General features: G+C 63.4%; 19 protein-coding genes and 3 tRNA genes. 8 read left to right on the top strand and 14 right to left on the bottom strand.

Features of this window, described 5'->3' with window-relative positions; all coding sequences use genetic code 11:
* The 3 genes from RTW82_RS26425 to fabI are packed head-to-tail and all read left to right on the top strand — an operon-like array spanning position 1 to position 3,444.
* Positions 1-1,020: an ABC transporter permease gene (locus RTW82_RS26425; RefSeq protein WP_263400788.1), complete on the top strand. Its 1,020-nt coding sequence runs from the start codon at positions 1-3 to the stop codon at positions 1,018-1,020.
* A 1-nt stretch (position 1,021) separates the two neighbouring features.
* The gene (locus RTW82_RS26430) at positions 1,022-2,629 is read left to right on the top strand and encodes an ABC transporter ATP-binding protein (protein WP_316926947.1); all 1,608 of its coding nucleotides are present in this window, start codon (positions 1,022-1,024) and stop codon (positions 2,627-2,629) included.
* A gap of 20 nt (positions 2,630-2,649) precedes the next feature.
* Positions 2,650-3,444: an enoyl-ACP reductase FabI gene (gene fabI / locus RTW82_RS26435; RefSeq protein WP_043243326.1), complete on the top strand. Its 795-nt coding sequence runs from the start codon at positions 2,650-2,652 to the stop codon at positions 3,442-3,444.
* Between the two features lie 208 nt (positions 3,445-3,652).
* Here fabI and RTW82_RS26440 read toward each other — a convergent pair whose 3' ends face one another.
* The 6 genes from RTW82_RS26440 to tig form a co-directional block, all read right to left on the bottom strand.
* Positions 3,653-5,527: a SurA N-terminal domain-containing protein gene (locus RTW82_RS26440; protein WP_316926948.1), complete on the bottom strand. Its 1,875-nt coding sequence runs from the start codon at positions 5,525-5,527 to the stop codon at positions 3,653-3,655.
* Between the two features lie 214 nt (positions 5,528-5,741).
* Positions 5,742-6,014, bottom strand: a complete 273-nt coding sequence (gene hupB, locus RTW82_RS26445; protein ID WP_003087931.1) for a nucleoid-associated protein HU-beta — start codon at positions 6,012-6,014, stop codon at positions 5,742-5,744.
* A 136-nt stretch (positions 6,015-6,150) separates the two neighbouring features.
* A complete protein-coding gene (gene lon / locus RTW82_RS26450; protein ID WP_043243329.1) occupies positions 6,151-8,547 on the bottom strand; it encodes an endopeptidase La in 2,397 nt (798 codons plus the stop codon).
* Positions 8,548-8,679: 132 nt separating this feature from the next.
* Complete coding sequence (gene clpX, locus RTW82_RS26455) at positions 8,680-9,960, bottom strand: ATP-dependent Clp protease ATP-binding subunit ClpX (protein ID WP_271658458.1); 1,281 nt, start codon at positions 9,958-9,960, stop codon at positions 8,680-8,682.
* Positions 9,961-10,070: 110 nt separating this feature from the next.
* Complete coding sequence (clpP, locus tag RTW82_RS26460) at positions 10,071-10,715, bottom strand: ATP-dependent Clp endopeptidase proteolytic subunit ClpP (protein WP_031288134.1); 645 nt, start codon at positions 10,713-10,715, stop codon at positions 10,071-10,073.
* 94 nt (positions 10,716-10,809) lie between these two features.
* On the bottom strand, positions 10,810-12,120 hold the full coding sequence (gene tig / locus RTW82_RS26465; RefSeq protein WP_316926949.1) for a trigger factor: 1,311 nt from the start codon (positions 12,118-12,120) through the stop codon (positions 10,810-10,812).
* Positions 12,121-12,391: 271 nt separating this feature from the next.
* On the opposite strand from tig, the gene RTW82_RS26470 reads away from it, so the two are divergent.
* From RTW82_RS26470 to RTW82_RS26485, 4 genes are all read left to right on the top strand, one after another.
* Positions 12,392-13,099, top strand: coding sequence for a response regulator (locus RTW82_RS26470; RefSeq protein ID WP_021220501.1), 708 nt, complete (start codon positions 12,392-12,394; stop codon positions 13,097-13,099).
* 3 nt (positions 13,100-13,102) lie between these two features.
* On the top strand, positions 13,103-14,389 hold the full coding sequence (locus RTW82_RS26475) for an ATP-binding protein (RefSeq protein ID WP_316926950.1): 1,287 nt from the start codon (positions 13,103-13,105) through the stop codon (positions 14,387-14,389).
* A gap of 101 nt (positions 14,390-14,490) precedes the next feature.
* Entirely contained in the window at positions 14,491-16,284 is a 1,794-nt protein-coding gene (locus tag RTW82_RS26480; RefSeq protein WP_316926951.1) for a serine hydrolase domain-containing protein, read from the top strand.
* 24 nt (positions 16,285-16,308) lie between these two features.
* Positions 16,309-17,091, top strand: coding sequence for a MipA/OmpV family protein (locus RTW82_RS26485; protein ID WP_316926952.1), 783 nt, complete (start codon positions 16,309-16,311; stop codon positions 17,089-17,091).
* A 248-nt stretch (positions 17,092-17,339) separates the two neighbouring features.
* Here the strand turns inward: RTW82_RS26485 and nadS are convergent, their stop codons facing one another.
* The 5 genes from nadS to RTW82_RS26510 form a co-directional block, all read right to left on the bottom strand.
* Positions 17,340-17,627, bottom strand: a complete 288-nt coding sequence (gene nadS / locus RTW82_RS26490; protein ID WP_316926953.1) for a NadS family protein — start codon at positions 17,625-17,627, stop codon at positions 17,340-17,342.
* 2 nt (positions 17,628-17,629) lie between these two features.
* Positions 17,630-17,944, bottom strand: coding sequence for a type II toxin-antitoxin system RelE/ParE family toxin (locus RTW82_RS26495; RefSeq protein WP_316926972.1), 315 nt, complete (start codon positions 17,942-17,944; stop codon positions 17,630-17,632).
* A 154-nt stretch (positions 17,945-18,098) separates the two neighbouring features.
* Positions 18,099-18,183: transfer RNA gene (locus tag RTW82_RS26500), tRNA-Leu, on the bottom strand.
* A gap of 54 nt (positions 18,184-18,237) precedes the next feature.
* Positions 18,238-18,313: transfer RNA gene (locus RTW82_RS26505), tRNA-His, on the bottom strand.
* A 35-nt stretch (positions 18,314-18,348) separates the two neighbouring features.
* Positions 18,349-18,425, bottom strand: a tRNA-Arg gene (locus RTW82_RS26510).
* Positions 18,426-18,695: 270 nt separating this feature from the next.
* Here RTW82_RS26510 and folD point away from each other — a divergent pair.
* Positions 18,696-19,550 carry a bifunctional methylenetetrahydrofolate dehydrogenase/methenyltetrahydrofolate cyclohydrolase FolD gene (gene folD, locus RTW82_RS26515; protein ID WP_184488001.1) on the top strand — a complete coding sequence of 285 codons (855 nt, stop codon included), beginning with the start codon at positions 18,696-18,698 and terminating at the stop codon, positions 19,548-19,550.
* Between the two features lie 91 nt (positions 19,551-19,641).
* On the opposite strand, the gene RTW82_RS26520 is transcribed toward folD, so the two are convergent.
* The 3 genes from RTW82_RS26520 to RTW82_RS26530 are packed head-to-tail and all read right to left on the bottom strand — an operon-like array spanning position 19,642 to position 22,493.
* Positions 19,642-21,378, bottom strand: a complete 1,737-nt coding sequence (locus RTW82_RS26520; RefSeq protein WP_021220496.1) for an extracellular solute-binding protein — start codon at positions 21,376-21,378, stop codon at positions 19,642-19,644.
* 33 nt (positions 21,379-21,411) lie between these two features.
* Positions 21,412-21,684 carry a DUF2160 domain-containing protein gene (locus tag RTW82_RS26525; RefSeq protein ID WP_021220495.1) on the bottom strand — a complete coding sequence of 91 codons (273 nt, stop codon included), beginning with the start codon at positions 21,682-21,684 and terminating at the stop codon, positions 21,412-21,414.
* Positions 21,685-21,692: 8 nt separating this feature from the next.
* Entirely contained in the window at positions 21,693-22,493 is an 801-nt protein-coding gene (locus RTW82_RS26530) for a carbohydrate ABC transporter permease (protein ID WP_043243335.1), read from the bottom strand.
* Between the last annotated feature and the right edge of the window lie 3 nt (positions 22,494-22,496).

Here is a 22,496-nt window from a genome sequence, read left to right on the forward strand (position 1 = left end):
ATGCAACTCTCGCCAATCAATCGACGTCGCTTCGAGCGCTTCAAGGCCAACAAGCGTGGCTGGTGGTCGCTCTGGCTGTTCCTCGTGCTGTTCATCGCCAGCCTGGGCGCCGAACTCATCGCCAACGACAAGCCGCTGGCCGTGCGCTACGACGGCGAGTGGTACTTCCCGGTGTTCAAGCGCTACCCGGAAACCGCCTTCGGTGGCGAATTCCCCCTGGAAGCCAACTACAAGACGCCCTACATCCGCGAGCTGATCGCCGCCAAGGACGGGCAGATGATCTGGCCGCCGGTGCCCTTCAGCTACGAGACAATCAACTACGACCTCAAGGTGCCGGCCCCCGCGCCGCCCTCCGCCGACAACCTGCTGGGTACCGACGACCAGGGCCGAGACGTGCTGGCGCGGGTCATCTACGGCTTCCGCATCTCGGTGCTGTTCGCCCTGACGCTGACCATCCTCAGCTCCATCATCGGCGTGATCGCCGGCGCCCTGCAGGGCTTCTACGGCGGCTGGGTGGACCTCGCCGGGCAGCGGTTCCTGGAAATCTGGTCGGGCCTGCCGGTGCTCTACCTGCTGATCATCCTGGCCAGCTTCGTGCAGCCGAACTTCTGGTGGCTGCTGGGCATCATGCTGCTGTTCTCCTGGATGAGCCTGGTGGACGTGGTGCGCGCGGAGTTCCTCCGCGGCCGCAACCTGGAGTACGTGCGCGCGGCCCGGGCGCTAGGCATGCAGAACGGCGCGATCATGTTCCGCCACATCCTGCCCAACGCCATGGTCTCGACCATGACCTTCATGCCCTTCATCCTCACCGGCGCCATCGGCACCCTCACCGCCCTGGACTTCCTCGGCTTCGGCCTGCCGCCCGGCGCGCCGTCCCTGGGCGAGCTGGTGTCCCAGGGCAAGGCCAACCTGCAGGCCCCCTGGCTGGGCATCAGCGCCTTCGCCGTGCTCGGCGTGATGCTGACCCTGCTGGTGTTCATCGGCGAAGCCGCCCGCGATGCCTTCGACCCGAGGAAGTGAGATGAGCGAGAACCTGATTGAAATCCGCGACCTCGCGGTCGAATTCGTCACCGGCCAGCACACCCAGCGGGTGATCGAGGGCGTGAGCTTCGACATCCGCAAGGGCGAGACCCTGGCCCTGGTGGGCGAGTCCGGCTCGGGCAAATCGGTCACCGCGCACTCCATCCTGCGCCTGCTGCCCTACCCGCTGGCCCGTCACCCCGCCGGCAGCATCACCTACGCCGGCAAGGACCTGCTCAAGCTGCACGAGGCCAAGCTGCGCGGCATCCGCGGCAACCGCATCGCCATGGTCTTCCAGGAGCCCATGACCTCGCTCAACCCGCTGCACAGCATCGAGAAGCAGATCAAGGAAGTGCTGGCCCTGCACAAGGGCATCAGCGGCAAGGCCGCCACTCAGCGCACCCTGGAGCTGCTGGAGCTGGTGGGCATCCCGGAGCCGGCCAAGCGCCTCAAGGCCTACCCCCACGAACTCTCTGGTGGCCAGCGCCAGCGGGTGATGATCGCCATGGCCCTGGCCAACGAGCCGGAGCTGCTGATCGCCGACGAGCCGACCACCGCGCTGGACGTCACCGTGCAGCTGAAGATCCTCGAGCTGCTCAAGGAATTGCAGGCCCGCCTGGGCATGGCGCTGCTGCTGATCACCCACGATCTGAACCTGGTGCGACGTATCGCGCATCGCGTATGTGTCATGCAGCGCGGTTGCATCGTCGAACAGGCGTCGTGTGAAGAATTGTTCCGTGCACCGCAGCATCCCTACACCCGGGAACTGCTCGCCGCCGAGCCTTCGGGCAAGCCGGTGGACAGCCCGCAGGGGCCGCCGTTGCTGGAAGTTGACGACCTGCGTGTGTGGTTCCCGGTGAAAAAGGGATTGCTGCGACGCACGGTCGACCATGTGAAAGCCGTGGACGGCATCGACTTCACCCTGCACCAGGGCCAGACCCTGGGCATCGTGGGTGAAAGCGGTTCCGGCAAGTCCACGCTGGGCCTGGCGATTCTCCGGCTGCTCGGCAGCCAGGGCGCCATCCGCTTCCAGGGCCAGCCCCTGGATGGGCTTTCGCAGAAGGATGTACGGCCGTTCCGGCGCCAGATGCAGGTGGTGTTCCAGGACCCCTTCGGCAGCCTGAGCCCACGCATGTGCGTGGGCCAGATCGTCGGGGAAGGCCTGCGGATCCATGGCATGGGCACCGAGGCGGAGCAGGAACAGGCCATCATCGACGCGCTCCTGGAGGTAGGACTGGACCCGGAAACCCGGAACCGCTACCCCCACGAGTTTTCCGGCGGGCAACGGCAACGGATCGCCATTGCCCGGGCATTGGTGCTGAAACCGGCGCTGATACTGCTGGACGAGCCCACTTCGGCGCTCGACCGGACGGTGCAGCGCCAAGTGGTGGAGTTACTGCGTTCGTTGCAGGCCAAGTACAACCTGACCTACCTGTTCATCAGCCATGACCTGGCGGTGGTCAGGGCCCTGAGCCACCACCTGATGGTGGTCAAGCACGGCAAGGTGGTTGAACAGGGGCCTGCCGAGGCGATCTTCGCCGCACCGCAGCACACTTATACGAAGCAGTTGCTGGAAGCCGCATTCCTGGCCCCGGTAACTGCCAATTAACCAGAAGAGGAAGAACGCACATGGGTTTTCTCGCCGGTAAGCGCGTACTGATCGTTGGCGTCGCCAGCAAACTGTCCATCGCATCGGGCATCGCTGCTGCCATGCACCGTGAGGGCGCCGAGCTCGCCTTCACCTACCAGAACGAAAAGCTGAAGGGCCGTGTGGAAGAGTTCGCCGCAGGCTGGGGTTCCAACGCCGACCTGTGCTTCCCTTGCGACGTCGCCAATGACGACGAGATCGCAGCCGTATTCGAAGCCCTGGGCAAGAAGTGGGACGGCCTGGACATCATCGTCCACTCCGTCGGCTTCGCCCCGGGTGACCAACTGGATGGCGACTTCACCGACGTCACCACCCGCGAAGGCTTCCGTATCGCCCACGACATCAGCGCCTACAGCTTCGTGGCCCTGGCCAAGGCCGGTCGCGAGCTGATGAAGGGCCGCAACGGCAGCCTGCTGACCCTGTCCTACCTGGGCGCGGAACGCACCATGCCCAACTACAACGTGATGGGCATGGCCAAGGCCAGCCTGGAAGCGGGCGTCCGCTACCTGGCCGGCAGCCTCGGCCCGGAAGGCACCCGCGTCAACGCCATCTCCGCCGGCCCGATCCGCACCCTGGCTGCCTCCGGCATCAAGAGCTTCCGCAAGATGCTCGCCGCCAACGAGAAGCAGACCCCGCTGCGCCGCAACGTCACCATCGAGGAAGTCGGCAACGCCGGCGCCTTCATCTGCTCCGACCTGGCGTCGGGCATCAGCGGTGAAATCCTCTACGTCGACGGTGGCTTCAACACCACCGCCATGGGCGCGATCGAAGACTGATCTCCCCGGACGTGAAAAAGCCCGCCTGATGGCGGGCTTTTTCATGGGCGCTCGAAACGCACCGGTGCTCAACCTGTCGTCCGGACGTAGCCCGGGCTTTAGCCCAGGGGATCGAGACACAGAAGACACAGAAGCTCCACCCTCCCCTTTTCTCCGGGCATGAAAAAGGCCGCTTCGCAGCGGCCTTCTCCAAATCACGCCAGGTCGATCAGAAACGCTCGACCTTGGCTTCGGCTTCCAGCTGGCGGCGGTAGGCAGCGAAATCCTGCTGACCGCTGCGCGAGGCGAGGAAACGGGCGTACATGGCCTTGTCCTGCTCGGACAGGGCATCTTCAGGCTGGCTCACACCGTTCAGGCGGATCACCACGTAGTCGCCGTTGCTCAGCTTCAGGGAGGAGAAGGTCGGCTTGTCGGCCGACTCCGGCTTGCCCATGCGGAACAGCGTCTGCAGCAGGGCCGGGTCTACACCCTCCTGGCTGCGGGTGGCGGCTTCGACCACGTTCCAGGTCTGGCCTTGCGGCGCCTGGGTGGCCGGAGTCTTGCCTTCACGCAGGCTGGCGAGCAGCTCGTCGGCCTTGGCCTTGACGGCTTCGCTGGCCTTTTCCTGGGTCAGGTGCTGGCGGATGCTGTCGCTGACGGACGCCAGCTCCAACTGCTGGGGCTTGCGGTGTTCTTTGGCACGCAGGACGACCACGGTGTCCGGGTCCAGCTCGATGGCACCGCTGTTACCGCCGTCTTCCAGCACTTCAGGGCTGAAGGCAGCCTGCAGCACCTGGCGGTTGGCAGCCAGGCCTTCGCCGCCTTCACGACCGAAGGGGGCGCTGGTCTGGACCTTGAGGTTCAGCTCCTGGGCCGGCTGGGCCAGGTCGGAGGCTTCGAACGCGGAGTCTTCCAGTTCCTTGGTGGCCTCGACGAAACGCTGCTCGACCTGCTGGGTCTTCAGCTCGCGGACCATCTTCTCTTTGAGGCTGTCGAAGCTCGGCACTTCAGGTGCCTGGATCGCCAGCAGCTTGATCAGGTGCAGGCCATAGGGCGTGGTCACCGGAGCGGAGACTTCGTCCTTCTTCAGGGCGTAGAGCGCGTCCTCGAAGGCCGGTTCGTAAACACCACGACCGGCGAAGCCGAGGTCACCCCCATTGGCGGCGGAACCCGGGTCCTCGGACAGTTCCTTGGCCAGAGCGGCGAAGTCTTCGCCCTTGTCCAGGCGCTGCTTGATCTCGTCGATCTTCGCCTTGGCCTGCTCAGCGGTCTGCTGATCGTTCACTTCGATCAGGATGTGGGCCGCGTCGCGCTGCTCGGAGAGGTTGCCGATCTCCTTGTCGTACTGGGCCTTGAGGTCGTCTTCGCTGACCTCGACCTGACCGAAGAAGGCTTCCTTCTTCAGCTCGACGTATTCGAGCACGACCTGCTCGGGGCTCATGAACTGGCCCTTGTGCTCGTCGTAGTAAGCCTGGATTTCTTCGTCGCTCACCTGGACGGCCTTGGGATCGGCCTTGAAGGTCAGGGTGGCGAAATCACGGGTCTGCTTCTCCAGACGGGCAAAGGCGCGTACTTCTTCGTCGGTGACGAAGCCGCTACCAGCCAGGCCGGCGCGAAGCTGGCCGACGAGCATTTCCTGCTCGAGCATCTGGCGGAACTGCAGGCGGGTGTAGTTCATCTGGCGAATCACCTGATCGAAGCGATCAGAGTTGAATTTGCCATCGACCTGGAATTCGGGAGTTTGCAGGATCAGTTGATCCAGAGCGGGTTGCGAGAAGGCGAAGCCGGATGACTTGGCGCCTTGCAGCAGCAGCTTGCGCTCGATCAGGCCCTTGAGGGCGGCTTCACGCAGCAGCTTGTCGTCGAGCTGGGAGGCGTCGAAGTCCTTGCCCAGTTGCTGCATCAGCTGGCGGCGCTGCATGTCTGCGGCCTGGCTCAGTTGGTCGAGGGTGATTTCCTCGCCGTTGACCTTGGCAGCGTCCTGGCGGTTGCTGGTGGCATTGAAGATGGCATCGAAGCCCGTCAGCGCGAGCAACGCGATGATGACGCCGATAATGGTCTTGGCAATCCATCCCTGTGAATTGTCCCTGATGTTCTGCAGCATGCGTCCCCCAGAAACGGCTGTACCAAAAAACCAGCCGCGCAGCGCGGGTAGAGTCCATATATAAGAAAGGCGCATCCGAGGATGCGCCTTCTCTCTTAACTGGCGGAGCGGTCGGAAGCTAAGGCTTCCAGGACGCGAGGTATTCCTCGTGGTCTACCGCTCCGCTGCCAGCCGGGACAAAGCCCCTGCTGGAAGGGCAAAGCCCGAAAGACGCTTAGTTGACGGCGTCTTTCAGAGCTTTACCAGCTTTGAAGCCAGGGATCTTGGCAGCAGCGATCTTGATCGGCTTGCCAGTCTGCGGGTTACGGCCAGTGCGAGCAGCGCGCTCTTTCACAGCGAAAGTACCGAAACCTACCAGCACCACGGAATCACCAGCCTTCAGAGCGCCAGTGACGGATTCGATAACTGCGTCCAGCGCACGGCCAGCGACAGCTTTCGGGATATCAGCAGATGCGGCGATGGCATCGATCAGTTCCGACTTGTTCACTCTTAAGTCCCCTTATTTCTGTTGAGTTTGTTTCTTAGTTGTTTGGTGTAAGCAAAGCGGGTGCTGGATAGCCTGCTGACACACGAGAGCCGCTTTATAACAAGGGCTCGAAAAATGTGTCAAGAAAGCCCCCCGGCTAATGCGTGCTGATTCGCTCCTTGGAATCAGACTCGCGCTTGTCATCCTTTGCAACCATCTCGGGAGCCGCATCGGGCAAGGGCTCCGGGGCGTATTGCAGCGCAATTTGCAGGACCTCGTCAATCCATTTAACAGGTTTAATGGCCAGGTCTTGCTTGATATTTTCGGGAATCTCTTTCAGATCACGAACATTCTCTTCGGGAATGATCACGGTCTTGATCCCACCCCGGTGAGCAGCCAGCAATTTCTCTTTCAACCCACCGATTGCGAGTACTTGACCACGCAGGGTGATCTCACCGGTCATGGCCACATCGGCCCGCACGGGAATCTGCGTCATCGCCGAAACCAGCGCGGTGCACATGCCGATGCCGGCGCTCGGACCGTCCTTCGGCGTCGCCCCTTCGGGCATGTGGATGTGAATGTCGCGCTTCTCGTGGAAGTCCGCAGGGATACCGAGGCTTTTCGCACGACTGCGCACAACCGTCAGCGCGGCAGTGATCGACTCCACCATCACATCGCCGAGGGAGCCGGTCTTGGTCAGCTGCCCCTTGCCGGGGACCACAGCGGCCTCGATGGTCAGCAGTTCGCCACCGACCTGGGTCCAGGCGAGCCCGGTGACCTGGCCGATCTGGTCCTGCAGCTCGGCAAGGCCGTAGCGGAACTTGCGAACGCCGAGGAAGTGCTCGAGGGACTCGGCGGTGACCAGCACCTTGAAGCGCTTCTCGCGGGCATGCTCCTTGACCGCCTTGCGGCAGACCTTGGCCAGTTGCCGCTCGAGGCTGCGCACCCCGGCCTCGCGGGTGTAGTAGCGGATGATGTCGCGGATGGCCGCTTCGTCGAACTCCAGCTCGCCCTTCTTCAGGCCGTTGGCCTGGGTCTGCTTGGGTGCGAGGTACTTGGTGGCAATGTTGACCTTCTCGTCCTCGGTGTAACCGGGCAGACGGATCACTTCCATGCGGTCCAGCAGCGGTGCCGGAATGTTCATGGAGTTGGCGGTGCACAGGAACATCACGTCGGAAAGGTCGTAGTCGACTTCCAGGTAATGGTCGTTGAAGTTGTGGTTCTGCTCGGGGTCGAGCACCTCCAGCAGCGCCGAGGCGGGGTCGCCGCGCATGTCGCTGCCCATCTTGTCGATTTCGTCCAGGAGGAACAGCGGGTTGCGCACCCCAACCTTGGTCATCTTCTGGATGAGGCGACCCGGCATGGAGCCGATGTAGGTACGACGGTGACCGCGAATTTCAGCTTCGTCACGCACGCCGCCCAGGGCCATGCGTATGAATTTGCGGTTGGTGGCACGGGCGATGGACTCGGCCAGCGAGGTCTTGCCTACGCCGGGCGGGCCGACCAGGCAGAGCACCGGGCCCTTGACCTTCTTCACACGCTTCTGCACGGCGAGGTATTCGAGGATGCGGTCCTTGACCTCTTCGAGGCCGTAGTGGTCAGCGTCGAGAATGTCTTCGGCCTTGGCCAGATCGAGACGCACCTTGCTCTCGGCCTTCCACGGCACATTGACCAGCCAATCGATATAGGAGCGTACGACAGTGGCTTCAGCGGACATCGGCGACATCTGCTTCAGCTTGTTCAGCTCGGCATTGGCTTTGGTCAACGCCTCCTTGGTCAGGCCAGCGTTATCGATGCGCTTCTTCAGCTCCTCGATCTCGTTGTGCCCTTCGTCGATGTCGCCCAGCTCCTTCTGAATGGCCTTCATCTGCTCATTCAGGTAGTACTCGCGTTGGCTGCGCTCCATCTGTTTCTTCACGCGACCCCGGATACGCTTCTCGACCTGCAGCAGGTCGATTTCGGCATCCAGCAGCGCCAGCACGTGCTCGACACGCTCGGGCAGCTCGGTGATTTCGAGGATTTCCTGCTTCTGCTCGATCTTCAGCGCCATATGGGCAGCCATGGTGTCGACCAGACGCCCGGGCTCATCGATGCTGTTCAGCGAAGAAAGGACTTCAGCGGGCACTTTCTTGCCCAGCTGTACATACTGCTCGAACTGGCTGAGCAGGCTGCGGGTGAAGACTTCGGACTCGCGCTCGCCGGCGTCGACTTCCTCGATGAGGGTCACCTCGGCACGGCAATGGCCGTCCACCTCGGTGAAACGCTCGATGGAGCCCCGCTGCTCACCCTCCACCAGCACCTTGACGGTGCCATCGGGCAGCTTCAGCAGTTGCAGGACGGTCGCGACGGTGCCAACACGGTACAGGGCATCTTCGCCCGGATCGTCATCGGCCGGATTCCTCTGCGCCAACAGAAGAATTTGCTTGTCCCCGGTCATCGCGGCTTCGAGGGCCTCGATGGATTTTTCACGGCCCACGAACAGTGGGATGACCATATGCGGATAGACCACGACATCACGCAATGGCAGGAGAGGCAATTCAACGGTTGTCTTCATGATTTCAGCTCTACAGCGGCCAATGGCCGGTAACAGATGGGATAACCCTGGGACCTAAGATGGGGGCAGGTCTGGGAAAAAACAAGCGCTGTAGTAGGAAATGCAAAGGGGCCCGGAGGCCCCTTTGTTTCATCAAGCGTCAGGCGCGGCCTTGGCCGGCTGCTCGCTGTTCTCGTAGATCAGCAAGGGCTTGGAAGTGCCTTCAATGACGCTCTCGTCGATCACCACCTTGCTCACCTCGGTTTGCGAAGGGATTTCATACATGGTGTCGAGAAGGATGCCTTCGAGGATAGAGCGGAGGCCACGGGCGCCGGTTTTGCGCTCCAGGGCACGGTGAGCAACGGCCTTCAGCGCATCGGGACGGAATTCGAGGTCAACCCCCTCCATCTCGAAGAGCTTGGCGTATTGCTTGGTCAGTGCGTTCTTTGGTTCGGTGAGGATCTGCATCAGCGCAGGCTCATCGAGCTCGTCCAGTGTGGCGATGACCGGCAGACGACCGACGAACTCGGGGATAAGCCCGAATTTCACCAGGTCTTCCGGCTCGGCATCCCGCAGCGCTTCACCGACTTTCTTGCCCAGGTCGACGCTACGGACTTCGGCATTGAAGCCGATGCCGCCACGAGCGGAACGGTTCTGGATGACTTTTTCCAGGCCGGCGAAGGCGCCACCGCAGATGAACAGGATGTTGCGCGTGTCCACTTGCAGGAACTCCTGCTGCGGGTGCTTACGGCCGCCCTGGGGAGGAACCGAAGCGACGGTGCCCTCGATGAGCTTCAGCAGCGCCTGCTGCACGCCCTCGCCCGAAACATCGCGGGTGATGGACGGGTTGTCGGACTTGCGCGAAATCTTGTCGATTTCGTCGATGTAGACGATGCCCATCTGGGCCTTCTCGACATCGTAATCGCACTTCTGCAGCAGCTTCTGGATGATGTTCTCGACGTCCTCACCCACGTAGCCCGCCTCGGTGAGGGTGGTGGCATCGGCGATGGTGAAGGGAACGTTGAGCAGACGGGCCAGGGTCTCGGCCAGCAGCGTCTTGCCCGAACCGGTCGGGCCGATCAGCAGGATGTTGCTCTTGCCGAGTTCGATATCGTCTTTCTTGTCACGCTGGTTCAGGCGCTTGTAGTGGTTGTAGACCGCTACGGCCAGCACCTTCTTGGCACGTTCCTGACCAATGACGTACTGATCGAGGATGGTGCGGATTTCCTTGGGCGCCGGCAGCTTGTGCGCGTTGTTCTCGGCCTGGGCTTCCTGCACCTCCTCGCGGATGATGTCATTGCACAGGTCCACGCACTCGTCGCAGATAAAGACCGAGGGGCCGGCAATCAATTTGCGTACTTCGTGCTGGCTTTTGCCGCAGAAGGAGCAATAGAGCAGCTTGCCGTTGTCCTCGCCATTGCGGGTGTCAGTCATTCGATCAATCCAATCGGGATAGGCATGAAACACAAGATGAAGGCAAATGCGGGCATTTTCAAGCCCGCGAGGCGGCCGGACATCTTCCGGCCGCGGTATTGCGGAACGGCTTAGCTCGCCAGTTGGCGCTTGCTATGGACCTGATCGATGAGGCCGTATTTGACCGCTTCTTCACCGCTCATGAAGTTGTCGCGGTCGGTGTCGCGGGCTATCACGTCGATCGGCTGACCGGTGTGGTCGGCGAGGATCTTGTTCAGGCGCTCACGGATGGTGAGAATCTCACGGGCGTGGATCTCGATATCCGAAGCCTGGCCCTGGAAGCCACCCAGCGGCTGGTGGATCATCATCCGCGAGTGCGGCAGGCAGTAACGCTTGCCAGCAGCGCCACCGGCGAGCAGGAGCGCGCCCATGCTGCAGGCCTGGCCGATGCAGGTGGTGGAGACGTTGGGCTTGATGAACTGCATGGTGTCGTAGATCGACATGCCAGCAGTCACCGAACCACCCGGGGAGTTGATGTAGAGGTGGATATCCTTGTCGGGGTTCTCCGCTTCGAGGAAGAGGAGCTGCGCCACGACCAGGTTGGCCATGTAGTCCTCGACCGGGCCGACCAAGAAGATCACCCGCTCCTTCAGGAGACGCGAGTAGATGTCGTAGGCACGTTCGCCACGGGCGGACTGCTCGATCACCATCGGCACGAGGCCACCGGCGGCCTGGATATCAGGGAACTGTTGCTGCATATAAGAATTGCGGGACATGTCCAGCGATCACTCCCTAAATAATGTCATGTCTCAAAGACGCATAAGCCAGCGCGAAGGCTGGCTTATGGTGTGCTCGAACGAGGCGAAACGATCAGTCGGCTTGCGGAGCTTCTACCGGCTTGACTGCATCTTCGTAGGAGACCGCTTTGTCGGTCACGTTGGCCTTCTGCAGGACAGTATCTACAACTTGTTCTTCCAGCACAACAGAACGCACTTCGTTCAGTTGCTGGTCGTTCTTGTAGTACCAGGCCACTACTTGCTCGGGCTCCTGATAAGCGGAAGCCATTTCCTCGATCAGCTCGCGAACGCGGGCGTCATCGGGCTTCAGCTCGAACTGCTTGACCACTTCGGCGACGATCAGGCCCAGCACGACGCGGCGCTTGGCTTGCTCTTCGAACAGCTCGGCCGGCAGTTGGTCGGGCTTGATGTTGCCACCGAACTGCTGGACGGCCTGCACGCGCAGACGGTTCACTTCGTTGCCGATCAGGGCCTTCGGCACTTCGATCAGGTTGGCAGCCAGCAGGCCGTCCATTACCTGGTTCTTGACCTTGGACTTGATGGCCTGGCGCAGTTCACGCTCCATGTTCTTGCGGACTTCGGCGCGGAAACCTTCCAGGCCGCCTTCCTTGATGCCGAACAGGGTGAAGAACTCGTCGTTCAGTTCCGGCAGCTGGGGAGCGGAAACGCTGTTCACGGTAACGGTGAACTCAGCGGTCTTGCCGGCCAGGTCGAGGTTCTGGTAGTCCTCGGGGAAGGTCGGGGTGATGACCCGCTCTTCACCAGCCTTGACGCCAACCAGGGCATCTTCGAAGCCCGGGATCATGCGGCCGGAGCCCAGCACCAGGGCAGTGCCCTTGGCGGAACCGCCAGCGAAGGCTTCGCCATCGATCTTGCCGACGAAATCGATGTTCAGCTGGTCGCCGTTCTCGGCAGCGCGATCAACCGCTTCGAAGCGGGTGTTCTGCTTGCGCAGGATTTCCAGCATGTTGTCGACATCGGCGTCAGCCACGTCGGCTTGCAGGCGCTCGATGGCGATGGAATCGAAACCGGCAACCTGGAACTCGGGGAAGACTTCGAAGGTGGCGATGAATTCCAGGTCCTTGCCCTTCTCGAACACTTTCGGCTCGACGGCAGGCTGGCCAGCCGGGTTGAGCTTCTGCTCGACGACGGCTTCATAGAAGGAGGACTGGATCAGGTCACCCAGGACTTCCTGACGAGCGGAATCTTCGTAGCGCTGACGGATCACGCTCATGGGCACCTTGCCCGGGCGGAAGCCAGCGACCTTGGCGCGACGAGCAGTCTGCTGAAGACGCTTGGTGACCTCGGTCTCGATCCGCTCAGCCGGAACGCCAACAGTCATACGGCGCTCGAGAGCGGAGGTGCTTTCAACAGAAACTTGCATGGATATTCCTCGTTGCAGACGTTAGCCGGCCGGACCGGCCCCATAATCAAGGGCATGCATTCTAGTGGAGCGAAAAGCAGAAGTCACCCCAGCGGCAACGGCAGATGCAACACCGCTTTTCATACCCTCTCGAACACCGCGCCGCGCCCCCGCCCAAGCACCGGAACAGAGGCCTTCAGGCCAACGGATACGCTGTGTTACGCACCACTGGAGTGCAACTCACGGAGGGTGCTTATAATGCGCCACGCCTCCCGCCGACCGACGAACAACCATGGATAGCCACGCCCTCAGCAAGGTAATGCTGGTCGAGGACGATCAGAAGCTCGCCCGCCTGATGTCCCTCTACCTCTCCGAACACGGCTTCGAGGTACGCCAGGTGCACCGGGGCGACACCGCCCTCGACGCCTTCGTCGAATTCCGCCCCCAGGCGGTGATGCTCGACCTCATGCTCCCCGGCCAGAGCGGCCTGCACGTGTGCCGCGAAATCCGCCGCATCGCCGATACGCCGATCCTCATGCTCACCGCCAAGGAAAGCGACCTCGACCACATCCTCGGCCTCGAATCCGGCGCCGACGACTACGTGATCAAGCCCATCGAGCCGCCCGTCCTGCTCGCCCGCCTGCGCGCCCTGCTGCGGCGCCATGCCCCCTTGGCCGGTGAGCGCGACAGCCTGGAGTTCGGCCGCCTGAACATCGACCGCCGCCGTCGCGGCGCCGAACTGGGCGGCCAGGACATCGAGCTCACCACCATGGAGTTCGAACTGCTCTGGCTGCTAGCCGGACAGGCGGGGGAGATTCTCTCCCGCGACGAAATCCTCAATCGCACCCGCGGCATCGGCTTCGACGGCCTCAACCGCAGCGTCGACGTCTGCATCAGCAAGCTGCGCGCCAAGCTGCTGGACAACCCACGCGAGCCCGTGCGGATCAAGACCGTCTGGGGCAAGGGCTACCTGTTCAACCCCCTGGGCTGGGAGAGCTGAACCATGCTGCGCCTGTTCCTGCGCCTCTATCTATTGCTCGCGGTGGGCTTCGGCGGCGCCATCTTCGTGGTCGACCACGTCATCTCCACCCTCTTCGCCCCCAGCCTCGAGGAATACAACCGCGAAGCGGTGCGCGGCCAGGCCTACGCCCTCACCGAACGCCTGCGCCAACTGGACGCTGCCGGCCGCGCGCGCCAGATGGATGACTGGCGCCCCCACTACGGCCTGCACTTGGAACTGAAGGACGCCAGCGACCTCGCCCTGGACGAGCGCGAGCGCAAGCTGATCCTCAACAACCTGCTGGTCACCCGCGAGAACTACACCCGCTATATAAGCCGCATCGACGATGGGCCGCAGCTGCTGGTGATCGACCTGCCCGCCGAACCGGCCGGCACCCTGCTCTTCACCATCGGCGCCTACCTGTTGCTGGGCTTCCTGGTGGGCCTGGTGCTGTTCCTCTGGGTCCGCCCGCACTGGCGCAACCTGGAAACCCTGCGCCTAGCCGCCCAGCGCTTCGGTGACGGCGACCTCGGCACCCGCACCCCGGTGTTCCGTGGCTCCGACTGCCGCAAGCTGGCGGAGCACTTCAACCAGATGGCCGATCGCATCGAAAGCCTGATCAGCAACCAGCGCGAGCTGACCAACGCCGTCTCCCATGAGCTACGCACCCCCATCGCCCGACTCAGCTTCGAACTGGAACAGATGGCGCGCCGCTCCGACCACCCGGACCACCAGGCCCTGGTGGACGACATGCGCGCCGACCTGGGCGAGCTGGAAGGCATGGTTTCCGAACTGCTCACCTATGCCCGCCTGGAACACAGCGCCGTCGGCTCGCACCGCGAGACCATCGACGCTGCCAGCTGGCTGGAAAGCGTGGTGGCCGACGTGGCGTTGGAGGCGGAAGCCGCCGGCGTGCGCTGCGAGATCCGCGCCTGCGAAGTGGACAGCCTACGCATGGAGCCGCGCTTCATGGCCCGCGCGGTGATCAACCTGCTGCGCAACGCCATCCGCCACGCCGAGCGGCGGGTGGATATCGCCCTCCTCCAGGCCGGCGACAGCTACCAGATTCAGGTCGATGACGACGGCCCCGGCATACCCGAGGAATCCCGCCAGCGGATCTTCGAGCCCTTCTCGCGCCTGGATGAAAGCCGCGATCGTCGCACCGGCGGCTTCGGCCTAGGCCTGGCCATCGTCCACCGGGTCGCCCAATGGCACGGTGGCCACGCCGAAGTGCTGGACGCCCCCCAGGGCGGCGCCTCCTTCCGCCTCAGCTGGGCCCGCCAGGGCTGAGGCGCTGCTTCACAATCTTTCACAGACTGCAGACAAAGCCGGGCGGATTGTCCCGGCCCGCCGCCCTAGCATCGGCTCCCTGATCATCCAGGGAGAACCCCATGTTCCATGCGCTGCGCCTGCCCCTGCTCGGCTGCCTGCTGGGCGGCACCGGCTGCCAGGCCCTGCCGGTCACCCCCGCACCTGACATTCGCCAGGGTGACTACAGCGAGCTGATCGTCTACCTGCAGGAACACATCCGCCAGCAAATGCAGGCCCATGACATTCCCGGCCTGGCCCTGGCGCTGGTTGACGACCAGCAGGTGATCTGGGCACGCGGCTTTGGTTACGCCGACCGCGAGCGGCGCATCGCCGCCAGCGAATACACCGCCTTCCGCATCGGTTCGTTGTCCAAGCCAATCACCGCCAGCCTCGCCATGCAACTGCGCGAACGCGGCGCCCTGGACCTGGACACCCCGCTGCAATCCAGCCTGCGCGAGTTCTACGTGCGCTCACGCTTCCATACGGACCAGGCGGCAGCCGACCGCGCCATCACACTGCGCCGCCTGCTCAGCCACCAATCCGGCCTACCGACCGACCACCTCGAAGGCCAGGTCGCCAAGCTTCCGCTGCCCCTGGGCGAGTTGCCCGCACTGGCCAGCGGCACCTGGCTGAGCCACCAGCCCGGCACGCAAACCGTCTACTCCAATCTCGGCTACGCCTTGGTCGGCGCCGCAATCGAACGCACCAGCGGCTGCGAATTCGAAGCCTGCGCACAGAAATCGCTGCTGCAGCCACTGGACATGCGCCACGCGAGCTTCCTCGGCAACAGCGGCCAGCAACCCTATCGCGCTCGCGGCTATATGAAGGGCAAGCCCTCGGCGGACCTCAACATCCGGGACCTCTCCGCCGGCAGCCTCTGGGCCAGCCCAGTGGACCTCAGCCACTTCGTGCAAATGGTCTTCGCCGACGGCCGCTACCAAGGCCGGCAAGTGCTGCAACCGGCCTCGATCCAGGAAATGCTGCACCCGCAGAATGTCGGCAACGCCCTGGACCTGGACTGCTCGATCGGCCTCGGCTGGTTCCTCGGTACCTATGGCGACGAGCTGGCGACACCCGGCCTGCGCGTCGTCGAGCACAGCGGCTCGACCGGTGACTTCAACGCCCAGATGACCTTGCTGCCGGAGCAGCGTCTGGGCGTGGTCGTCCTCACCAACTCCGACAGCGCCGCAGCCGTTACCAGCCAGCTCGCCAGCCTGTCGCTGCGCTTGCTGCTGCAAGCTCGTGACGGCAAGCCGGCAAGCCCGCCGGGACCGCCCCGCCGCACCAACCGGCAACGCCCCAGCCCACAGGACCGCCAACGCCTGGACGGTCGCTACGCCACCGGCAGCGGCCTGATCCATATTCGTAGCCAGGGTGAGCGCCTGTATGCAGAACTTTCCGGCCTCCGCGTCGAACTGCTGCGCGACGACGAAGGCTGGCTCCGCGCACGCAAGAAACTGCTCGGGCTATGGCCACTGGACCTGGGCGAGCTGGGCCGCCCGCAGCTGGACGTCGTGACGCTACAGGGGCGCCAGGCGCTGGTCGGCCGCCAACATGGCCAGACGCTGTTCATCGGCGAGCGCGTGGACGCCATGCCCATCCCCCGGGAATGGGCCGCCATGGTCGGCGACTACCGCATCGCCGGTGGCAAGGACGACACCCTGAGCCTGAGCCTGCGCCTTGAAGACGGTTTCCTCCTGGCACGCGGCCGCTCCGCTGGCGAGCCCATCGGCGACTACATCCTCCATCCCCAGGACAGCGCCCACGCAACCCTCGCCGGCAGCGGGCGCGGCCTCGGCGACACCCTCAGCCTGCGCCCGGACGGTTTCGAAGCCCTCGGCTACCGCTTCGTGCGCACCGACAAAAAGCCCTGATCCCCCTTAACAAGGACGATTTCCATGCTTCGCTTGCACCCCACCCTGCTCTGCAGCGGCCTGCTGCTGATGTCCGCCCCGCTTCACGCCGAGGACTGGCAGTACCAGCTCAGCGCCGGCCTGGCCAACCTGCCGCGCTACAGCGGCAGCGACGAACGGATCACCACGCCACTGCTCGACGCCCGCCTGGAGATTCCCCAAGGATTCTTCCTCGGTATAAAGGACGGCCTCGGCTGGCAATACGCGCAAGATGGCTTCGGTTTCAGCCTGCACCTCGGCAGCAGTGATCGACGCAAGGACAGCCGCTCCCACTTCCATGGCTCCGACCGACTGGAGGGCATGGGCTCGATCAAGCAGCGCGGCCAGCTCGGCATCGCCGCCAGCTATGACATCGGCCCGGTCACCCTGGGTGCCAGCCTCGAACATGCCCTGAAGAAAGACAGCGACCGCGACACCGGCTCGGCCTACAACCTGCTGGAGCTGAGCCTGGGCGGCACCCTCGCCGAAGGCGTTTACGGACGGCTGGACGCCAGCCTCAGCAGCCGCTTCGGCGACGATGACTACCTGCGCACCTGGTACGGTGTCAGTCGCGCGCAGGCGTCACGCAGCCGCTTCGCTGCCCATGACACCGACGCCGGCCTGGTTTCCAGCGGTGCCGCCCTGAGCTGGACCTACCCCCTCAGAACGAACATGGACCTGGTCACCGCACTGGATGTGCAGCGCCTGATGGGCGACGCCGCCGACAGCCCCCTGACCGAACGCCGCACCCAGGCCGCCCTCGCCACACAGATCGACTACCGGTTCTGAGCCCACGCGCACGCCTCCCGGGCGCCAGCGCCAAGAACAGCCTCTATAGAAAAGAAATCCGAAATGAACAGACCGCCCTACCCGGCCAGCATCCCTGCCCGATGCCTGTGGCCGGGCGGGCGGCGAGATTCGAGTAGAGCACAGCCCTCGGAGAACGACACTGCGGCGGGTTGGCGCACAACAGGCGTCCTGAAACGAAAAAAGGCAGCCCTGAAAGAGCTGCCTTTGAGCCGCGCATCGACCGAGCGCTAACCCCCAAGGGCCTGGATAACGTGCACGGGGTCATTGTGGATGGCGCGCAGCAGCGCCTTGGCGGGGCCGGTGGGCTCACGTCGCCCCTGCTCCCAATTGCGCAGGGTACCCAGCTGAACATCGATCATCGCGGCGAACCTAGCCTGTGTCAGGCCCGCTGCCTTGCGGATCGCCTTCACCTGCAGCGCATCCACGGTGAACTCACGCGAAGGCTTGCGCTCGCCACGGCGTATCTCGTCCATCTGCTGGACGCTTTCCATCAGGTCGTCGAAGAATTGGCTCATGGTCACCTCCAGCGCTCGATGATCTGCCTGAGCGCCTTGCGCTCATCCGTGGTCAGGTCATCCTTCTCGTTCTTGGGGTAGATCAGCAGCAAGGCGATCTGCGAGGCGGACGAGAAATGGTAATAGATGACCCTCGACCCGCCGCGCTTGCCATGACCGCCACTGGCCACCCGCACCTTGCGGATGCCACCCGTGCCCTCGATCACATCCCCCATTTCCGGCCGCTCGGCCAGCAACCGCTGGAAGGCCGCATAACTGTCATCGTCGAGCAACTCGCGAAGACGCCGGGTGAAGAGGGGTGTCTCGAGGAAGATCATCACGCAAAGGTACGCCAATGGCGCACATCACACAAACCCGCCCACTTCATGCCCGCAGAAACGAAAAAAGGCAGCCCCGAAGGAGCTGCCTTTTCTTTGTCGCTTCCAGATTCCCGCGAGGCTTGCCCCACGCTACTTGGCTACGCGTATTACTTGGTGCGGACGGAGAGACTCGAACTCTCACACCTTGCGGCGCCAGAACCTAAATCTGGTGTGTCTACCAATTCCACCACGTCCGCTTGCAACGCTCGAAACGAAAACGCCAGGCACTAGGCCTGGCGCTTTCTCGAATATGGGGTGGACGATGGGAATCGAACCCACGACACCAGGAGCCACAATCCTGTGCTCTACCAACTGAGCTACGCCCACCATATTACGTTTTGCTTGAGCCAAACTTGCCAAATTGGCACGCCCGGCAGGACTCGAACCTGCGACCATCCGCTTAGAAGGCGGATGCTCTATCCAGCTGAGCTACGGGCGCTTATTCATCTGCTAAACAGATTACTAAAAGCTTCGGCTTCAGCAGAAGCCTGTAGACTTCTACGTTTGCCGTCTTACCCAGCTAGTTGCTGTGCTCGACAAGCGGGGCGCATGTTATAGAGCCCCCCCTACCTCGTCAACAGGATTTTTAAAAAAATTTAGAAAGATAAAGGGGTTACGGGAAAATGCTGACCAGCCGCCTTTGCCCAAAAGCCACGCCATGCGAGAATATGCGCCCTTTTTAGCCCCTTCCGATGGTTAATCACGCGACATGACCGCACAACTGATCGACGGCAAAACGATCGCCGCCCGCCTCCGCCAACAGATAGCCAAGCGCGTCGACGAGCGTCGCCAGCAAGGCCTGCGCATTCCCGGCCTGGCCGTCATCCTGGTTGGCAGCGATCCGGCCTCTCAGGTCTATGTCGCGCACAAGCGCAAGGACTGCGAGGAAGTCGGCTTCATCTCCGAGGCCCACGACCTCCCGGCCAGCACCCGCCAGGAAGACCTGCTGGCGCTGATCGACCGCCTCAACGTCGACCCGACCATCGACGGCATCCTCGTGCAACTGCCGCTGCCGGCGCACCTGGACGCGTCCTTGCTGCTCGAACGCATCAGCCCGGACAAGGACGTGGACGGCTTCCACCCCTACAACATCGGCCGCCTGGCCCAGCGCATGCCGCTGCTGCGCCCCTGCACGCCGAAGGGGATCATGACCCTGCTGGAAAGCACCGGGGCCGATCTCTACGGCATGGACGCGGTCGTCGTCGGCGCCTCCAACATCGTCGGCCGCCCCATGGCCCTGGAGCTTCTGCTGGCCGGCTGCACCGTCACCGTCACCCACCGCTTCACCAAGGACCTGGCCGGCCACGTCGGCCGCGCCGACCTGGTGGTGGTCGCCGCCGGCAAGCCGGGCCTGGTCAAGGGCGAGTGGATCAAGGAAGGCGCCATCGTCATCGACGTCGGCATCAACCGCCAGGAAGACGGCAAGCTGGTGGGCGACGTGGAATACGAGCCGGCCCTGCAACGCGCCAGCTGGATCACCCCGGTCCCGGGCGGCGTCGGCCCCATGACCCGCGCCTGCCTGCTGGAGAACACCCTCCACGCGGCGGAAACCCTGCACGACTGAGCAGCGGCGGCACCATGAGAAACGGCACCCGAGGGTGCCGTTTTTTGTTTCAGCGAACAGGCCCCGGGCATCCGGGGCCTGCCGTCCAGCGTCATTTCTTCTGCCAGGACTTCACCAGCTCCTCGTAGTTCACGGTTTCGCCCTTCGGCTTCTCGTTGGCCAGCTTCGGCTTCGGTGCGCCCGGCTGGTCGAACCAGTACTGGGCGTCCCGCTCCTCGTTGAGCTTCGGCCCGCACTCGCCCTGCACACCGGAGCGCTCGATGCGCGCCATCATGGTGTCCTGCGCCTTGGCCAGGCCATCCAGGGCTTCCTGCGGAGTCTTCTCGCCGCTGGCGGCCTCGGCGATGAACTGCCACCACAGCTGCGCCAGGCGCGGATAGTCCGGAACGTTGGTGCCGGTGGGCGACCACTGCAGGCGCGCCGGGCTGCGGTAGAACTCAACCAGCCCGCCGAGTTTCGGTGCCGCCTCGGTCATCGCCTGGGAGTTGATGTCCGATTCGCGGATCGGCGTCAGCCCCACCAGGGTCTTCTTCAGCGAAACCGTCTTGGCGGTGACGAACTGCGCGTAAAGCCAGGCCGCCAGGCGCTGCTTCTCGGGTGTGGACTTGAGGAAGGTCCAGGAACCGGTGTCCTGGTAGCCCAGCTTCATGCCCTCTTCCCAGTACGGGCCCTTGGGCGACGGCGCCATGCGCCACTTCGGCGTGCCGTCGGCGTTGACCACCGGCAGGCCGGGCTTGGTCATGTCGGCGGTGAAGGCGGTGTACCAGAAGATCTGCTGGGCGATATTGCCCTGCGCAGGCACCGGGCCGGCCTCGGAGAAGGTCATGCCCTGGGCTTCCGGCGGCGCGTACTGGTGCAGCCAGTCGACGTACTTCTGGGTCGCGTAGACCGCTGCCGGGCCGTTGGTGTCGCCACCGCGGGTGACGCTGGAACCCACCGGGCGGCAGCCGTCGACGCGAATGCCCCACTCGTCCACCGGCAGGCCGTTGGGCAGGCCCTTGTCGCCGCCGCCGGCCATGGAGAACCAGGCGTCGGTGAAGCGCCAGCCGAGGGACGGGTCCTTCTTGCCGTAGTCCATGTGGCCATAGACGCGCTTACCGTCGATTTCCTTCACGTGCTTGCTGAAGAACTCGGCGATGTCCTCGTAGGCGGACCAGTTCACCGGCACGCCCAGCTCATAGCCGTAGATTTCCTTGAACTTGGCCTTCAGCTCGGGCTTCTCGAACCAGTCGGCGCGGAACCAGTAGAGGTTGGCGAACTGCTGGTCGGGCAGCTGGTAGATCTTCTTGTCCGGGCCGGTGGTAAAGGAAATGCCGATGAAGTCGTTGAGGTCCAGGGTCGGCGAGGTCACGTCCTTGCCTTCGTTGGCCATCATGTCGGTGATCGACACGGCCTTGCCGTAGCGGAAGTGGGTGCCGATCAGGTCCGAGTCGTTGACCCAGCCGTCATAGATGTTCTTGCCCGACTGCATCTGCGTCTGCAGCTTCTCCACCACGTCGCCTTCCTGCATCAGGTCGTGCTTGAGCTTGATGCCTGTGATCTCGCTGAAGGCCTTGGCCAGCACCTTGGCCTCGTACTCGTGGGTGGCGATGGTTTCCGAGGCGACGTTGATCTCCATGCCACGGAACGGCTCGGCGGCCTTGATGAACCACTTCAGCTCGGCGAGCTGCTGTTCCTTGCTCAGGGTCGAGGGCTGGAACTCCGCGTCGATCCACTTCTTCGCCGCATCCTCGTAGGCATCGGCCCAGGCCGCGCCACTCAATCCGGACAACGCCAGCAGGGCCGCTATCGCCATGCTATGTCGGGTCTTGTAATTGTTTTCGAACATAGACACCTCCTTGGGGATTTTGAACGGTCGCAACTAGCCGAAGCGCATCACGACCAACAACCACACGACGGATAGCGCCGAGGCTACCCACAGGTTCCAACTGGTCGCGCCTATCACCAGCAGGTGCAGGTAGGCGCTCCCGAGAAGCCCGATGAACAACCGGTCGCCACGGGTGGTAACGATCGGCAAGAAGCCCTTGCGCTCGACGCAGGGCGAACGCAGTTCCCAGATGCCCATCAGCAGCAGCACCAGGCCGATGCTGCCGAAGAACACCGCGGTGGGCAGAGTCCAGGCCATCCATTCCATAAGTCACCTCATACCCGGCCAAGGGCAAAGCCCTTGGCCACGTGGTTGCGCACGAACCAGATCACCAGCACGCCCGGCAGGATGGTCAACACCCCTGCCGCCGCCAGCACGCCCCAGTCGATGCCCGAAGCGGACACGGTGCGGGTCATCACCGCCACGATCGGCTTGGCGTCCACCGAGGTCAGGGTGCGCGCCAGCAGCAGCTCGACCCAGGAGAACATGAAGCAGAAGAACGCCGTCACACCGATGCCCGAGCCGATCAGCGGGATGAAGATCTTGGCGAAGAAGCGCGGGAAGCTGTAACCGTCGATATAGGCCGTCTCGTCGATCTCCTTCGGCACCCCCGACATGAAGCCCTCGAGGATCCACACCGCCAGCGGCACGTTGAACAGGCAATGGGCCAGGGCCACGGCGATATGGGTATCGAACAGGCCGATGGACGAATACAGCTGGAAGAACGGCAGCAGGAACACCGCCGGCGGCGCCATGCGGTTGGTCAGCAGCCAGAAGAACAGGTGCTTGTCCCCCAGGAAGCGGTAGCGCGAGAAGGCGTAGGCCGCCGGCAGCGCCACCGCCAGGGAGATCACCGTGTTCAGGCACACGTAGTAGAGCGAGTTGAGGTAGCCCTCGTACCAGCTCGGGTCGGTGAAGATCACCTGGTAGTTGCGCAGGGTGAACTCGTGGGGCCAGAGCGTCAGGCCGCCGAGTATCTCGGTGTTGCTCTTGAACGACATGTTCAGCAACCAGTAGATGGGCACCAGCAGGAACAGGATGTAGGCGAGCAGCACCAGGGTTTTGCGTGGTGTCATGGG

The sequence above is a fragment of the Pseudomonas sp. zfem005 genome (assembly GCF_032621735.1).
GTDB classification, from domain to species: Bacteria; Pseudomonadota; Gammaproteobacteria; order Pseudomonadales; family Pseudomonadaceae; genus Metapseudomonas; species Metapseudomonas solani.

Bases quoted from the DNA above. Each gene is read 5' to 3' on its own strand.
- RTW82_RS26430 (WP_316926947.1), top strand. From the start codon at position 1,022: ATGAGCGAGAACCTGATTGAAATCCGCGACCTCGCGGTCGAATTCGTC.
- RTW82_RS26530 (WP_043243335.1), bottom strand. From the start codon at position 22,493: ATGACACCACGCAAAACCCTGGTGCTGCTCGCCTACATCCTGTTCCTG.
- RTW82_RS26525 (WP_021220495.1), bottom strand. From the start codon at position 21,684: ATGGAATGGATGGCCTGGACTCTGCCCACCGCGGTGTTCTTCGGCAGC.
- RTW82_RS26475 (WP_316926950.1), top strand. From the start codon at position 13,103: ATGCTGCGCCTGTTCCTGCGCCTCTATCTATTGCTCGCGGTGGGCTTC.
- lon (WP_043243329.1), bottom strand. From the start codon at position 8,547: ATGAAGACAACCGTTGAATTGCCTCTCCTGCCATTGCGTGATGTCGTG.
- clpP (WP_031288134.1), bottom strand. From the start codon at position 10,715: ATGTCCCGCAATTCTTATATGCAGCAACAGTTCCCTGATATCCAGGCC.
- nadS (WP_316926953.1), bottom strand. From the start codon at position 17,627: ATGAGCCAATTCTTCGACGACCTGATGGAAAGCGTCCAGCAGATGGAC.
- RTW82_RS26425 (WP_263400788.1), top strand. From the start codon at position 1: ATGCAACTCTCGCCAATCAATCGACGTCGCTTCGAGCGCTTCAAGGCC.
- RTW82_RS26480 (WP_316926951.1), top strand. From the start codon at position 14,491: ATGTTCCATGCGCTGCGCCTGCCCCTGCTCGGCTGCCTGCTGGGCGGC.
- RTW82_RS26440 (WP_316926948.1), bottom strand. From the start codon at position 5,527: ATGCTGCAGAACATCAGGGACAATTCACAGGGATGGATTGCCAAGACC.
- RTW82_RS26485 (WP_316926952.1), top strand. From the start codon at position 16,309: ATGCTTCGCTTGCACCCCACCCTGCTCTGCAGCGGCCTGCTGCTGATG.
- fabI (WP_043243326.1), top strand. From the start codon at position 2,650: ATGGGTTTTCTCGCCGGTAAGCGCGTACTGATCGTTGGCGTCGCCAGC.
- RTW82_RS26495 (WP_316926972.1), bottom strand. From the start codon at position 17,944: ATGATCTTCCTCGAGACACCCCTCTTCACCCGGCGTCTTCGCGAGTTG.
- folD (WP_184488001.1), top strand. From the start codon at position 18,696: ATGACCGCACAACTGATCGACGGCAAAACGATCGCCGCCCGCCTCCGC.
- RTW82_RS26470 (WP_021220501.1), top strand. From the start codon at position 12,392: ATGGATAGCCACGCCCTCAGCAAGGTAATGCTGGTCGAGGACGATCAG.
- tig (WP_316926949.1), bottom strand. From the start codon at position 12,120: ATGCAAGTTTCTGTTGAAAGCACCTCCGCTCTCGAGCGCCGTATGACT.
- clpX (WP_271658458.1), bottom strand. From the start codon at position 9,960: ATGACTGACACCCGCAATGGCGAGGACAACGGCAAGCTGCTCTATTGC.
- RTW82_RS26520 (WP_021220496.1), bottom strand. From the start codon at position 21,378: ATGTTCGAAAACAATTACAAGACCCGACATAGCATGGCGATAGCGGCC.